We start from the raw sequence: 12,540 nt of genomic DNA on the forward strand, positions 1-12,540 counted from the left end.
CTAGTCATGAGTCAAACCAATATGCAAGCAGCGGTGTGGTATGCGGCCAGGGATCTTCGCGTGGAGCAGGTGCCTGTGCCAACCATTAACGACCCTCACTCGGTGAAGGTGAAAGTGGCCGCCTGTGGGATTTGCGGCAGCGATTTGCATGAATACGCCGCCGGGCCGATTTTCATCCCGGTGGACAAGCCGCACCCCATTAGCGGCGAACAGGCGCCGATCATCATGGGCCATGAGTTTGCGGGGGAAGTGGTGGAGGTCGGTGAAAAAGTCACCCGCGTGAAGGTGGGGGATCGCGTCGCCATCGAGCCGATCCTGTCGCCCAACAAGGATGGCGCTTACCAGATGGAGCGCTACAACCTGACGCCGCTGCTCGGCTTCCACGGCCTCTCCGGCGGTGGCGGCGGATTTTCGGAGTTCACCGTGATGGGTGAGCATATGGTGCACAAACTGCCGGATGACCTCAGCTACGAGCAGGGGGCGCTGGTCGAGCCTGCGGCGGTCGCGCTGCATTCAGTACGCCAGAGCAGCCTCAAAGCCGGGGATAGTGCCGTGGTGTTTGGTGCGGGGCCGATTGGTTTAATGACCATCGAAGCACTTAAAGCCGCCGGGGCTGCACAGATTTATGCGGTGGAAGTCGCACCGTCCCGTAAGGCAAAAGCCGAAGCACTGGGAGCCATGGTCGTCGACCCACAGCAAGAGGACGCGGTGGAGAAACTGCACGCCTTGAGCGGCGGCGGGGTGGACGTGGCCTTCGAAGTGACCGGCATTCCCGCCGTGCTCAACCAAGCGCTGCACAGCACCCACGAAGGGGGCGAAGTGGTGGTGGTGAGTATTTGGGAGGGGGACGCCAGCTTCCAGCCCAATGACCTGGTCATCAAGGAGCGCACCATGAAAGGCATCATTGCCTATCGCCATGTGTACCCAGCGGTGATGGCGCTGATGCAGCGGGGCTACTTCCGCGCCGAGGATATGGTCACTCAACGCATTCCGCTGGCGGATATCGTGGAGGAGGGCTTTGAGGCGCTGCTGAGCGATAAGGCGCAGGTGAAAATTATCGTCACGCCATAGCGGTACGTTTTTGAAAGGCGAAAGGCCATCCGCGGATGGCCTTTTTTAATGGGATTTTTTGATGGGCGGTGCCGCTACTCGGCATAAATCATTTTGCGCGTCATCCCGCCGTCGGCGACAAAGTTCTGCCCGGTGATGAACCCGGCCTCGTCGGACAGCAGAAAGCGCGTCAGGGCAGCGATGTCTTGGGGCGTGCCCACGCGTCCCACCGGATGCTGGTCACGATCGATGGCGCGGTGCTCCACCGGCTGCTGGCGGCTGGGCTTTTGCCAGTCGCCTACTTCGATCCAGCCTGGGCTGATGGCGTTGACGCGAATGTCCGGGCCAAGGCTCACGGCAAGCGCATGGGTGAGGGCCACGATGCCACCTTTGCTGGCCGCATACGCTTCGGTGTCGGGCTCGGATTGCAGGGCCCGGGACGAGGCCATCAGCACGATACTGCCTCCATGAGGTCGCAAATGCGCCGCCCCATGCTTGGCGCACAGGAACGCTCCGGTGAGGTTGGTATTCAAGTAGGCTTGCCAGGTTTCCAGTGGCAGCTGTTCGATCGTGCCATGAAACGGGTCGGCGATGCCCGCGTTATGGACGATGCCATCCAGCCTGCCAAAGTGTTGCACGGTACGTTCGAGCGTGCGGGCAATGTGTCCCTCTTGGCTGACGTCAGCTTCCAGAACCAATAGCCGGTCGTACTGTTTCAACCGCTGCGCAGCATCACGTAGCGCCTCTGCATCGATGTCGACGATAGCCACCTGGTGGCCGTTGGAAAGGAGTTCATTCGCAATGCCCAGACCAATCCCCTGGGCACCGCCCGTCACATACACTGTTTTACGCTGCACCATGACAATTTTACCGCCTGAAGGCCAAGTGAATAGGGGAAATGTGCGTTAGCGGAGCCAAATGTAAAATATCTACACAGCTAAAGACAGCACCTACTTTAATGCATAGAGTTAAACATGTTGAAGGATATCAAACGCTCCGTAAGTGTCGGGTCAAGGGTGTGTGAAAGCCAATTGCAGGCGTTGTCGTGCCCCGTGTTGTTCATCAGCGACAGTGACACCTTCGATGCGCGTATCCGTGCCGCTCAGCTCAATGCCTGTGGTTACTTTCTGAAGCCGGTCAATATCCCGCAGTTGGTCAACCGGCTGGAGCAGTTGCTGCAATAACGCCAGTCCCCGCCTGCCCGCATTCTGGTGGTGGATGATGACCAGCAGCTGGCAGCGTATTACCAATTGGTGCTGGAAGCCGCAGGCATGGAAGTACGAATCCTCGACAATCCACGCCATATTCTGGATCAGCTGCACTCGTTCCGTCCCGAGCTGCTGCTGATGGATGTGCACATGCCCGACTACGATGGCCCGGACCTGGCATCGGTGGTGCGGCAGTACGATGAGTGGAGCAGCCTGCCCATCGTTTTCCTGTCGGCAGAAACCGACCTTGGCAAGCAGGTGGATGCGTTGAGCCATGGGGCAGACGACTTCCTGACCAAGCCTATTCAGGCCGCGCAGCTGGTGGCTTCGATTCGGGTTCGCGTGGCGCGTTCGCGTACGCTGTCGGCCTTGTTGAACAAAGACAGCCTGACGGGATTGTTGAAGCATGCCAGCATCAAGAGTGCGGCGATCAATGAAATCGCTCGCAGCTATCGGCAGGCGTACTCCGTGGTGGTGGCCATGGTCGATATCGACCACTTCAAATCGGTCAATGACACTCACGGGCATGCCATTGGCGATGTGGTGATTGCCTCGGTCGCCACTCTGCTGCGTCAGCGCTTGCGGCAAACCGACATGATTGGCCGCTACGGAGGGGAAGAGTTCTTGCTGGTGCTGCCCCATTGCAGTGCCGAGGATGGCCGTAAACGTCTTGAGGATGTCCGCGAGTACTTTTCGCGCCTGCGTTTCAGTCAGGGCGGGCAAGAGTTTGCATGTACGCTCTCGGCCGGCATGGTGTGCAGCCTGGACGTGGCGGAGAGTGACAGGGAGCGGTTACTGGTGCTGGCCGACGAGGCGCTCTATCGCGCCAAACGCGGCGGGCGCAATCAGGTGTGCAGCTGATACCGGGTGGGGCCAAGCGTCGTTATGAAGCATAGGCCTGAGTTCCTGCGCACCATTGGTGCGATCCGCGCTTCCTGGCGCTGAGGATGATACGAGAAATAGGTGGGAATTTTTATAAGATGTTGTTTTTAATGTTTTTATAAAATATTGGCACGTTGCTCGCTATATATTAGGCAAGCGGCAAATGAATAGAGTCTTCACCGTTAGCCTGACCCGCGGATTATCGAAGCTCTCCCTTCTTTGCCATGCCGATGCGACCTGTCGCACGGTACAACGAGTGAGCTGGCGTGCTCCACCTGGGTCCCCTTCGGGGGACTTTTTTTATGCCTGTGGTTTAGCCACCCTGTCGTTTTGCCACGCTGTCGTTTAGCCACTGGGAGGTATCGGGGCAACTTGCCCAGATACCCATCGTGGGGTCACCTGCGTGCCTGATGGTACGCCTCTTTAAAAAAAGCTATCAGAGACCAAAAACCTATAATAAAATTTCACAGGAAATTTGGAAACAGTGTTCGTATAGTATATGTTGTATAGGATAGCTGGTGTGTTCCGGCACTTACCCCCAAGGAAGACGCAAGAGGATACCCTGATGAGCAAGCTAAAACTGATGACTGCCGCCGTTGTTTCTGCCAGCGCGTTCATGGCCAGCCAAGCTGCCATGGCCTACGAAGCGGGTGATGTGTTCGTCCGTGGCGGTGTTGCCCAAACAGATACTGGTTCCGGCAACGGCAACGTGGGTGATGCAGACCTGAACGTGCAAAGTGCCCGTGGTTTCACCTTCGGTGCGGGTTACCTGTTCACCGACAAAATCGGTATGGAGCTGAACAGCTCTGAAAAATTCGAGCATGATCTGAACACGCGCCCGGGTGGCGATGCAGGCAGCGTCGATCGCCTGCCGGTCAACCTGCTGGTCAACTACTACCCGATGGGTGGTCTGGACTCTCGTGTACAGCCCTACGTGGGCGTGGGCCTGAACTACACCCGCTTCTCGGGTGAGCCGGAAGGTCTGAGCGTGGAAAGCAGCTATGGTGTCATCGGTCAGGCAGGTCTTGATTTGGCCGTCACCGAAAACATCATGCTGAACGGCTATGTGAGCTACGCCGACGTCAACTCCGACATCAACCTGGATGGCGCTGGCCGTGTAGGTGAAGTGGACATCGAGCCTGTCACCGTAGGCGGTGGTATTACCTACCGTTTCTAAGCCTATCGTTTTAAGTCTGGCGGTTAATCGCCAAGGTACGCCCGGTTCCTTCATTGGAACCGGGCGTTTTTTTACCTGGCACTAATGTGTTTGTGTCAGGTTGTCGCAGCCGCTTTCCGTGATCACGATGTTGTCTTCGATGCGGATACCACCGCAGGCGGCCAAAGCGTCCACCGTGGCCCAGTTGACGGCAATTCCCTGCTGGCGCAGCGGTGCCAGCAGCATGGGAATGAAGTAGAGCCCGGGTTCGATGGTGACTACCATGCCGGGGTGCAGCGTGCGCGTCAGGCGTAGTGCCGGATGTTGCGGTGGCGGCGGCGCTGGCGTGCCATCGGGGTGCATCAGCCCCGCCACGTCATGCACCTGGATGCCCAGCGAGTGGCCCAGACCATGCGGGCAGAAGGCACGGGTCACGCCCAGCTCGATAGCGCTTTCCGCGCTGCCTTCGTACAGCCCGTGCTGCACCAGAATTTCGGCCAGATAGCGGTGCATCTGCTCGTGGAGCGACACGAACTCCACGCCGGGCGCGGCGTGCTGAATCAATTGATCTTTCAGGTGGTGCAGGGCAGTGATCAGCTCGCCAAAGGCGGCCGGGGCGTCGGGGCCTGCGTGGGTGCGGGTGATGTCTGCCGCGTAACCGCGAAAGCGCCGCCCGGCATCCACCAACAAGCTGTGGCGCTGGCTGGGGGCGCTCAGGTCATAGCGCTGATAATGCAGCACGCCAGCGTGCTGATTGAGCCCGATGATGTTCTGGTACGGCACGTCCGACTCGCGCTGACGGCTGGCTTGCAAATATGCCAACTGGATATCCAGCTCGCTGGCGGTGCCCACAAAAGCGGCCTTGGCGGCCTGATGCCCGGCAACGGCCAGGCGATTGGCTTCCCTCAGGCAGGCAATCTCATAGGCGGTCTTGTACATGCGCAGTTCGTCCAGCGCACGGACGAGGGCGTTGGGGTGCAGCTTGGCGGTGTTGGCGAGCACTGAAACGCTCTCCAGGGTCTCGATATCGCCAATCACGGCTGCGTTGCCCGCTAGCGGCGGGGTGATCTTGTCGCTGCACAAATGCACGTCGAATTCGGCTACCCAGGGCTCTTCCGGCAGTTGGGTGGGCAAGTGCCAGAAATCGGCTGGCGCGTAGATATAGAGCTGTGGCCGCTGACCGGGCTGCACCACGATCCAGCTGTGCTGAACATCGGCCAACCCTACCCAGTGGGTGAAATGCCCGTAGGCCTGAAAGGTCGTGGTGTGATCATCGGCGAAATGGTAGCGGGCGTGGCCACTGTAAATGGCCAGGCAATCCAGCCGATGCTGCTCAAGCAACTGGCTATAAGCCTGGCAAAGATGCGCGATATGCTCACGCTGTAGTGCGTTCAGTGATGCAGACATGGGGTTTCCTTCAGGGTCGTAGGGGAGGGAGCTCGCTCCATAAGCTGTCCAGCTCTGCGTGGTGGTGTTGTTGGTGACGGTAGAGCCTCAACTCCATGGGCACGTCCCAGCGACTGTCGCCTGCGCGCACCAGCTGACCGCTGGCCAGTTCGCTGGCCACGTTGCGTTCAGGTAGCCAGCTCATGCCGTAGCCCAACAGTACCAGTTCCTTGATGCCTGCGGCGTAGAGGTTCTCGCTCTGCGCGGTCAGGTAGGTCGTATGGGGAAGGCGGGCAAGGTGTGCCTTGACCGCCGAACCCAACAGCCCGCGTTTGGGGTAGGCAAGCCAGGGCACCGTCTGCTGGCGCGTGCCAGGTAGCTGCGTGCAGGGGGATCCATCGCTGGCCAGGCCCGTCACGGGTATCAGCCGCTCCTGGCCAATGACGCGGTAGGTGCTGCTGCTGGTGTCGATGTCCAGATCGCAGCGGCCCACGGGCCAGTAGCAGATGGCCAGATCACACTCGGCCCTGGCCAGCGCCTGAAAATAGTCGCTGGCCACCCAGCCCGTGGCGCGCAAGTAGGGCTGCACACGGTCTTGCCAACCCAGTTGGGTCAGCCATTCGGGCAAAAAGTGCGCCAGCAGGCTTTGCGGGGCAGCCACCATGATGCGGCGCTGCTGGCCAGCGCTGATCGCCCGTACGCGCTCTCTGGTGAGGCGCACGCGCTCGGTGACCTGTTCGCAGAGCGTCAGGAACTCTTCCCCCGCTGGAGTCAACGACAGCGGCAGGGTCTGTCGGTTGATCAACGTCACGCCCATTTCCTCTTCCAGCAGCTTGATGCGCCGTGAAAAAGTAGGCTGTGTCACGTGCTGCTCGTCGGCAGCGCGGGAGAAGTGTCGCGTTCTGGCCAGGGCAATGAAGTCTTCTAGCCAGCGAATTTCCATGCCTTACCTCGCAAGACGGCCTCGCGTGAGGCCTGAATGAAGCGGGCCATTACAAGCGCCCCTCCTCGACAGCGTGGCACGCCACGCGAGTGCCGTCATCCTGTGTTTGCAATGCCGGGATCTCCTGCTTGCAGCGGGCGTTGGCATGTGGGCAGCGGCCATGAAAGACACAGCCGCTAGGCAGATTGACCGGCGTAGGCACTTCACCGGAGAGGCGAATGTGCTGGGGTCGGTCATCTTCCAGCCGAGGAATGGCCGACAGCAGCGCCTGCGTATAGGGATGGCGCGGCTTGGCAAACAGCGTGGCCGTGGTGGCGACTTCACACACCGTGCCCAGATACATCACCGCCACGCGCGTGCCGAAGTGCTCGACCACGGCCAGGTCGTGGGTGATGAACAGGTAGGTGAGGTGGCGGTCACGCTGGGCATCCATCAGCAGGTTCAGCACCTGGGCCTGGATCGACACGTCCAGAGCCGAGATGGGCTCGTCGGCCACGATGAATTCCGGGTCCACGGCCAGCGCCCTGGCAATGGCAATGCGCTGGCGTTGGCCGCCGGAGAACTCATGGCCAAAGCGCTTGCCCCAGTCCGGGTCGATGCCCACCGAGCGCATCACTTCTTCCACCTTGTCGAGAATCTGCTGACGATTCCAGTCTGGGTGGTGCAGGCGCAGTGGCTCTTCCAGCGTCTGCTGGATCGTCATGCGCGGGTTCAGCGACGCGTAGGGGTTCTGGAAAATCATCTGCATGCGCTTTCGATAAGGCAGCAGTTGACGGGTGGAGAGGTGGTCGATGCGCTCGCCGCCGTAACGAATTTCGCCTTCGGAGGGGGTGATTAGCCCCATCACCGTGCGTGCTACGGTGGATTTTCCGCAGCCGGATTCGCCGACCACGCAGAGCGCTTCACCACGCTTGATCTCCAGGTTGACCCCGTTGATGGCGTGCACGTACTCCTGATGACGAACCAGCTTGCCGCCCTTGAAGCGCAGCTGCTCGAGAAAGTCGCCCGATAGCGAAAAGCGCTTTTTCAGGTCGCGTATTTCCAGCAGCGTCTCGCTGGCTGGCGCTTGCGCGGTCGTTGGGCGTGTGTCGGCCTGGGCGTTCATAGGCTCTCCTCCTTCAGGCGGCGATCTTCGAGCATTTCAGCCACCATATGGCAGGCAACGCGGCAGTTGCCCGACTCCACGAACCTGGGCACCTGCTGAGTACACGCCGGGCGCGGCTGACCGTCGCTGCGCAGGATAAAGTCGCAGCGGGGATGAAACGCGCAGCCGGTGGGCAAGTTGGAAAGCGACGGCATGCTGCCCCGAATCTGATTCAGTTTTTCGCCGGGGGTGGCCATCTGGGGCAGGGCGTTGATCAGCCCCTGGGTGTAGGGGTGCTGGGGGTCATTGATGATTTCACGAGTCGGCCCCTGCTCGATCACGCGGCCTGCGTACATGACCAGCATGCGCTGGGTGACCTGGCTGACCACGCCCAGGTCGTGGGTGATCAGGATCAGGCCCACGTTGTGCTGCTCGCAAAGCTCCAGCAGCAGCGCCATGATTTCCGCCTGGATGGTGACGTCCAGCGCCGTGGTCGGCTCATCGGCAATGATGATGTCGGGGTCCAGCAGGAGCGCAATGGCGATGATGATGCGCTGGCGCATGCCGCCGGAAAGCTCGTGGGGGTACTGGTCCAGGCGCTTTTCCGGCGACGGGATCTGCACCTGCTTGAGCTTGTCCAGAGCAATGGCACGGGCCTCTCGGGTGGAGATTCGGCGGTGCGCTTTCAGACACTCGACCATCTGCTCACCGATCGAGAGCACCGGGTTGAGGGTCATCATCGGGTCCTGGAAGATCATCGAGATACGATTGCCGCGCACCTTGCGCAGGCCCCGCTCGGACATGGTGTTGAGGGTTTTACCCTCGAAGGTGATGCTGCCACCGGCAATGAATCCGGGCCGTGAAATCAGGTTGAGCAGTGAAAAGGCCGCCACCGACTTGCCCGCGCCGGACTCACCGACGATGCCCAGCCGTTCGCCACGCTCCAGGGTGAAGTTGACATCCCGTAAGGCGCGGACCTCACCCTGACGCAGGGCAAAGCGAACATCCAGTTGTGAGACTTCAAGAAGTGCCATGGTGTCTTCAGCCTTTATACAGTCGTGGGTTCATGACATCGCGCAGCCAGTCGCCCAGCAGATTGATCGACAGCACCAGCACCACCAGTACCGCGCCGGGCATCATGGTGATCCACCAGGAGCCGGATTGAATGTAGTCGAAGCCCGCCTTGATCAACGAACCCAGCGACGGGTGCGTTTCCGGCATGCCCAGCCCCAGAAACGACAGTGCCGCTTCGGAGATGATCGCGTTGGCGATCTGAACGGTAGAGATGACGAAGATCGGCGACAGCGTATTGGGCAGCACATGACGGAACATGATGCGTCGGCTACGCAGCCCCATGACGCGGGCGGCGTCCACGTACTCCTTGTTTTTCTCGGCCAGCACTGACGCGCGCACGGTACGCGCATACTGCGGCCATTCGGCGAGCCCGATGATCAGTATCAGCATGAGCACGGCGTATTGACTGTAGAAGGCGCTGCCCATGGTGGCTTTCACCACGGCACCGACCACGATGGCCACCATCAGCGTCGAGAACGACAGCTGAATGTCTGCCAGGCGCATCAGAAAGGCATCGACTCGCCCGCCCAGATAACCGGCCATCAGGCCAAAGGTCACGCCCAGCAGGGCTTGCAGTGCCACCGCGCCAAAGCCGATCAGCAGCGATACCCGCGTGCCGTAAAGAATGATCGACAGCAGATCACGCCCTTGGGCGTCGGTGCCGAGCGTATACATCTCGTCGGCGCCATCAATCCAGAAAGGCGGCAGCTCGGAGGCGAGAATGTCGATTTGAGCCAGGTCATAAGGGTCGGTCGGCGCTAATAGCGGCGCCGAAAATGCCGCAATGAGTAAGCAGATAAAGACCGCCAAACACAGTTGCGCCGTACGGTCACGTTTGAAGCTGTACCACAAAAAGGAGTCGCGCAGGCGCTCCCAGCGGCTTGGTGCAGTGGAAGTTGTGGACGTTGTCATGCGGGCTTACCAGTCAGTTTAACGGTGGGATTCACGAAGCCGTAGATCAGGTCTACGATGGTGTTCGTAACCACGAAAATGACGCCGACAATCATCAGGTAGGTCACAATGAGCGGAATGTCGGCATGGTTGATAGCATCCAGGAACATCAGCCCCATGCCCGGCCATTGGAATACGGTTTCGGTCAAAATGGTGTAGGCCACCATGGTACCGATCTGAACGCCCCCCACGGTAATCACCGGGAGCATGGTGTTTTTCAGCGCATGCACGAAGTAGACCCGGCGCATGGAAATACCCTTGGCGCGGGCATACTTCACGTACTCCGATTGCAGTACTTCCATCATTTCGGCGCGGATCAGGCGGATGAACAGCGGCAGCATGATGGAGGCCAGCGAGACCGCAGGCAGCACCAGGTGCTTGATGCCATCCCAGGTGACCAGGTTGGTTTCCCAGTGGCCGACCACATGAACCAGATCGTAACCCCGGCCAAAAGAGGGCATGTTGCCCTGAGTGGAGAGCGCACCGTTCAGCCAGGCGCCCCAGGCGGTGCCCTCCGGGAACAGCGAGACGGTCATGCCGATGGAGAAAATCTGGATCAGCACGATGGCGGTCAAGAACACCGGTATCGAAATGCCGATGATCGAGGCCCCCATGAAAAAGCGTGACACGGGGGAGCGCGGTTTGATGGCGCTGTATACCCCGATGGGAACAGAGAACAATACGATGATCAGCGTGGCCGCGAACACCAGCTCGAGGGTGGCAGGCAAGTGGCGAGCAATCACCTCCAGCGCCGGTTCACGGTAGAAATAGGAGTAGCCAAAATCGCCCTGAACGGCGTTCTTGGCGAAGCGTGCGTATTGCACCAGGAAGGGGTCGTTGAGCCCCAGCCGTTCGCGAATGGCTTCACGTTCACTTTCGGGGACCGACTGTCCGACCATCTGCTGTACAGGGTCACCCAGGTTATCCTGGATGGCGAAGGCCAGTACACTGATGACAAACATCACCAATATTGCGTGCATCAGCCGCTTGATTAGAAAAGCAATCATGGCGTACGCCACCTGTGTGGAAAGTTTCACTAAACATCAGGGCAAGGCATGGCGCTGCCCGGTGGGTCGCGTCATGCACGACGCTTCGCCCTCCTGAATCCTGGAGAGCGAAGCGTCCTTGCGTGGGTTATGTCGTTAAGGGGTGATTAACGCGTAATCACCAGATCGCCCAGGTAGGGGAAGTCGGTGGCGTTGACCACCGGCTCGATGTCGATGCCGTCAGCGGCGGCATAGGCCAGGTTCTGCCAATGCAGCATGATGAAACCAACGTCTTCGTACAGCATGGCTTCGGCTTCACGCAGCATTTCACCGCGTTTTTCCAGATCGGTCTCACTGTCGGCCTGGGTTACCAGCGCATCGATTTCCTCGTTGCAGTAGCTGCCGTAGTTGTACTGACCGGCACCGCTCTCGGTGTCGATGCAGAACGACAGGTACTGGAAGAAGTTGGCGGTGTCTTCGGTGTCCGAGTGCCAGCCGATCATGGCAATGTCGGATTGACGCGTGTCGTACTCCGGCCAGTACTGGGCCAGCGGCATGGTGCGCAGGTTAACGTTGATGTTGATACGCGCCAGCATGTTGGCTACGGCCTGGGCAATCTGCGCATCGTTCACGTAGCGGTTGTTCGGGGCGATCATGTCGACGCTGAAGCCCTCTTCGTAGCCCGCTTCCGCCATCAACTCCTGAGCACGCTCCAGATCGTAACGCGGTACCAGGTCCGCGTTATAGCCGGAGTAGCCTTCCGGTGAGAACTGACCCGCGGGCGTTGCAAAGCCACGCATCAGACGGTCGGCAATGCCTTCCTGGTTGATGGCCAGGTCGACGGCCTGACGCACGCGTGCATCCTGGAAAGCCTCGACGCGCTCTTCATTCAGCTGGAAGCCGATGATACGCGTACCGGGGATTTCAACCAGATTGGCGCCTTGTGCATCGCGCACACGGTCCAGGTCGTTGGGCGGTACGGCATCGATGAAATCGACGCCACCGGACAGCAGGGCCGCCACGCGGGAGGCGTTTTCGGCAATCGGCGTCAGCACGATGCTGGTCACGTTACCTTCGCTTTCGGTGTCCCAGTAGTCTTCAAAGCGTTCGAAGTCGACGCGAACGCCCTGGCGACGGTCGGTGACCACGAAGGGCCCGGTGCCGGAAACGTTACGCGATGCAAACGAGTTGCCTGCCTTGACGATTTCCGCCTTGTCGTTGCCGTCGTCGGTCTCGCCCGTGTAGAACTCGCTGTCCATGGGGAAGATGTAGGTGGCCAGGTTCAACAGCAGCGGGTAAGGCTCGGTGGTGGTGATTTCGATGGTGTAGTCATCGACCGCTTCGGCGCTGGCGATCGGCTCGAAAATGGCGCGATAATCCGGACTCTCTTTCAGGCGCTCGATGGTCCAGACCACGTCCTTGGCAGTGAACGGGTTGCCGGAATGGAAGGTAACGCCTTCACGCAGGGTCATGCGTACATGGGTGTCGTCGATTTGTTCCCACTCGGTGGCCAGACGCGGTTCGAACTGGAAGTCCTTGGTCCAGCGCACCAGGGGGTCGAATGACAAATGCGAGAAGCGCAGGACACCGCCAGAAAGCTGTTCGTGCAGGTCGAGGGTTTCAGGGTCGGCCGAGTAACCGATGCGCAGGGTTTCTGCACTGGCAGTCAGCGGCAGTAGTGCGGTGCCTGCCATGGCAGCACCCACGACAGTGGCCAGTAGTGTCTTTTTCAGCGTCATGATCGTTCCCATGTGTATTGTTTATTGTTCGTTTTGTCGACGGATGGCCCATCCACAAAACAGACACGGTCAGCTCGTAAG

Annotated in this window: 12 protein-coding genes; 4 read left to right on the top strand and 8 right to left on the bottom strand. The window is 59.8% G+C overall.

Going from position 1 to position 12,540, the window contains the following annotated elements:
* The first annotated feature begins 6 nt into the window (after nt 1–6).
* Nucleotides 7–1,071, top strand: a complete 1,065-nt coding sequence (locus tag RVM27_RS16270) for a 2,3-butanediol dehydrogenase (RefSeq protein WP_498941566.1) — start codon at nt 7–9, stop codon at nt 1,069–1,071.
* 74 nt (nt 1,072–1,145) lie between these two features.
* Here the strand turns inward: RVM27_RS16270 and RVM27_RS16275 are convergent, their stop codons facing one another.
* Complete coding sequence (locus RVM27_RS16275) at nt 1,146–1,910, bottom strand: Rossmann-fold NAD(P)-binding domain-containing protein (RefSeq protein WP_498941565.1); 765 nt, start codon at nt 1,908–1,910, stop codon at nt 1,146–1,148.
* Between the two features lie 114 nt (nt 1,911–2,024).
* Between RVM27_RS16275 and RVM27_RS16280 the strand changes: the two genes are divergently transcribed.
* The 3 genes from RVM27_RS16280 (at nt 2,025) to RVM27_RS16290 (ending at nt 4,317) form a co-directional block, all read left to right on the top strand.
* The gene (locus RVM27_RS16280) at nt 2,025–2,234 is read left to right on the top strand and encodes a response regulator (protein WP_287805144.1); all 210 of its coding nucleotides are present in this window, start codon (nt 2,025–2,027) and stop codon (nt 2,232–2,234) included.
* A gap of 30 nt (nt 2,235–2,264) precedes the next feature.
* Nucleotides 2,265–3,119 (top strand): GGDEF domain-containing response regulator, encoded by an 855-nt coding sequence (locus RVM27_RS16285; RefSeq protein WP_498957012.1) that lies wholly within the window; start codon nt 2,265–2,267, stop codon nt 3,117–3,119.
* Nucleotides 3,120–3,705: 586 nt separating this feature from the next.
* On the top strand, nt 3,706–4,317 hold the full coding sequence (locus RVM27_RS16290; protein ID WP_096922812.1) for an OmpW/AlkL family protein: 612 nt from the start codon (nt 3,706–3,708) through the stop codon (nt 4,315–4,317).
* Nucleotides 4,318–4,398: 81 nt separating this feature from the next.
* On the opposite strand, the gene pepQ is transcribed toward RVM27_RS16290, so the two are convergent.
* The 7 genes from pepQ to RVM27_RS16325 all read right to left on the bottom strand — a co-directional run bounded on the left by pepQ (nt 4,399) and on the right by RVM27_RS16325 (nt 12,459).
* Entirely contained in the window at nt 4,399–5,703 is a 1,305-nt protein-coding gene (pepQ, locus tag RVM27_RS16295; RefSeq protein ID WP_498941563.1) for a Xaa-Pro dipeptidase, read from the bottom strand.
* 10 nt (nt 5,704–5,713) lie between these two features.
* On the bottom strand, nt 5,714–6,625 hold the full coding sequence (locus tag RVM27_RS16300; protein ID WP_287805151.1) for a LysR family transcriptional regulator: 912 nt from the start codon (nt 6,623–6,625) through the stop codon (nt 5,714–5,716).
* A gap of 49 nt (nt 6,626–6,674) precedes the next feature.
* Nucleotides 6,675–7,730: an ABC transporter ATP-binding protein gene (locus RVM27_RS16305; RefSeq protein WP_498941562.1), complete on the bottom strand. Its 1,056-nt coding sequence runs from the start codon at nt 7,728–7,730 to the stop codon at nt 6,675–6,677.
* Nucleotides 7,727–8,743 (bottom strand): ABC transporter ATP-binding protein, encoded by a 1,017-nt coding sequence (locus tag RVM27_RS16310; RefSeq protein ID WP_287805155.1) that lies wholly within the window; start codon nt 8,741–8,743, stop codon nt 7,727–7,729. The genes RVM27_RS16305 and RVM27_RS16310 overlap by 4 nt, the downstream gene beginning before the upstream one ends.
* A gap of 7 nt (nt 8,744–8,750) precedes the next feature.
* The gene (locus RVM27_RS16315) at nt 8,751–9,695 is read right to left on the bottom strand and encodes an ABC transporter permease (RefSeq protein ID WP_498941561.1); all 945 of its coding nucleotides are present in this window, start codon (nt 9,693–9,695) and stop codon (nt 8,751–8,753) included.
* The gene (locus tag RVM27_RS16320; protein WP_144983133.1) at nt 9,692–10,741 is read right to left on the bottom strand and encodes an ABC transporter permease; all 1,050 of its coding nucleotides are present in this window, start codon (nt 10,739–10,741) and stop codon (nt 9,692–9,694) included. The genes RVM27_RS16315 and RVM27_RS16320 overlap by 4 nt, the downstream gene beginning before the upstream one ends.
* A 146-nt stretch (nt 10,742–10,887) precedes the next feature.
* Nucleotides 10,888–12,459 (bottom strand): ABC transporter substrate-binding protein, encoded by a 1,572-nt coding sequence (locus RVM27_RS16325; RefSeq protein WP_498957013.1) that lies wholly within the window; start codon nt 12,457–12,459, stop codon nt 10,888–10,890.
* Nucleotides 12,460–12,540 lie beyond the last annotated feature (81 nt).

Source organism: Halomonas sp. KM007, from assembly GCF_050709225.1.
Classification (GTDB): domain Bacteria; phylum Pseudomonadota; class Gammaproteobacteria; order Pseudomonadales; family Halomonadaceae; genus Vreelandella; species Vreelandella hamiltonii.